General features: G+C 44.3%; 1 protein-coding gene and 1 pseudogene. Both read left to right on the top strand.

Features of this window, described 5'->3' with window-relative positions:
• Positions 1 to 192, top strand: a pseudogene (locus A3738_RS30555) (putrescine ABC transporter permease PotI); the annotation flags it as partial.
• A gap of 112 nt (positions 193 to 304) precedes the next feature.
• Positions 305 to 1165: extracellular solute-binding protein (locus tag A3738_RS04490; RefSeq protein WP_068763388.1), on the top strand; the 861-nt coding region annotated here is incomplete at its 3' end.

Genomic DNA, 1165 nt, shown 5'->3' with positions numbered 1-1165 from the left:
TCGGGGCCAGGTTCTACAACCTTACCAATGGTGGTGTTCTCTAGTGTTCGATTAGGTGTGAGTCCAAAAATAAATGCATTAGCGACATTACTTGTTTTGGCCGTGGCAATGGCGGCCTTTATCGCATGGTGGTTCATGCGAAGAAATGAATTGCAAAGACAAAAGGAAATTCGCTCGGCATTTAGTCAATAAGCGAATGGGGCATAGATAAGACATTGATGTGTTCCAGAAAGGAAAATGACTCGGCAGAGCAGTTAAGGCAGAGTTAATTAAGATCTTCTTAGGGTGTAATCGAGGAAAAATTATGAAAGCAATAAAAAAGCTAGCGTTGGCAACAGCGTGTGCGGTGGCTACAACAGGCGCTATGGCCGAAGAGAAAGTATTAAACGTTTATAACTGGTCTGACTATATCGCTGAAGATACTTTAGCGAATTTTGAAGCCGAGACTGGTATTAAGGTCGTTTACGATGTCTTCGATAGTAACGATGNTCTGGAAGCAAAACTGCTTTCAGGCAAGACTGGTTATGATGTTGTTGTGCCTTCAGCGACATTCTTGGCGCGTCAAATTCAAGCCGGAGTTTTCCAGCCACTTGATAAGTCAAAACTTCCGCAGTATGAAAATCTCGATGCACCGATGATGGAAAAGTTGACTTCGCATGATCCAGACAATGCTTACTCTATTCCTTACCTTTGGGGTACTACAGGCATTGGTATCAATGTGGGACAAGTTACAGAGCGTTTAGGCGAAGACATGCCTGCTGATTCATGGGATCTGGTTTTCAACCCAGAGATTGCGGCTAAATTAGCTGACTGTGGTATCACAATGCTTGATGCGTGGGACGAAGTTGTTCCAACCGTATTGAATTACTTGGGCGAAGACCCTAAATCAACTGATACAGCGCTTTTGAACGGCAAAGTAAAAGACACCCTTAGTGCAGTTCGTCCACACATTCGTTACTTCCACTCTTCGCAATATATCAACGACCTAGCAAATGGTGATGTGTGTGTGACAGTCGGTTGGTCTGGCGACATTCTTCAAGCGATGGATCGTGCTGACGAAGCTGAAAATGGCGTTGAAGTATCTTACGTAATTCCTAAGGAAGGCGCAGGTCTTTGGTTTGATATGCTCGCGATTCCTAAGGATGCAAGCCACCCAGAAAATGCA

The sequence above is a fragment of the Oleiphilus sp. HI0066 genome (genome assembly GCF_001635725.1).
The sequence above is the reverse complement of the archived record's forward strand: the minus strand, read 5'-3'. Positions and strand labels throughout refer to the sequence as shown.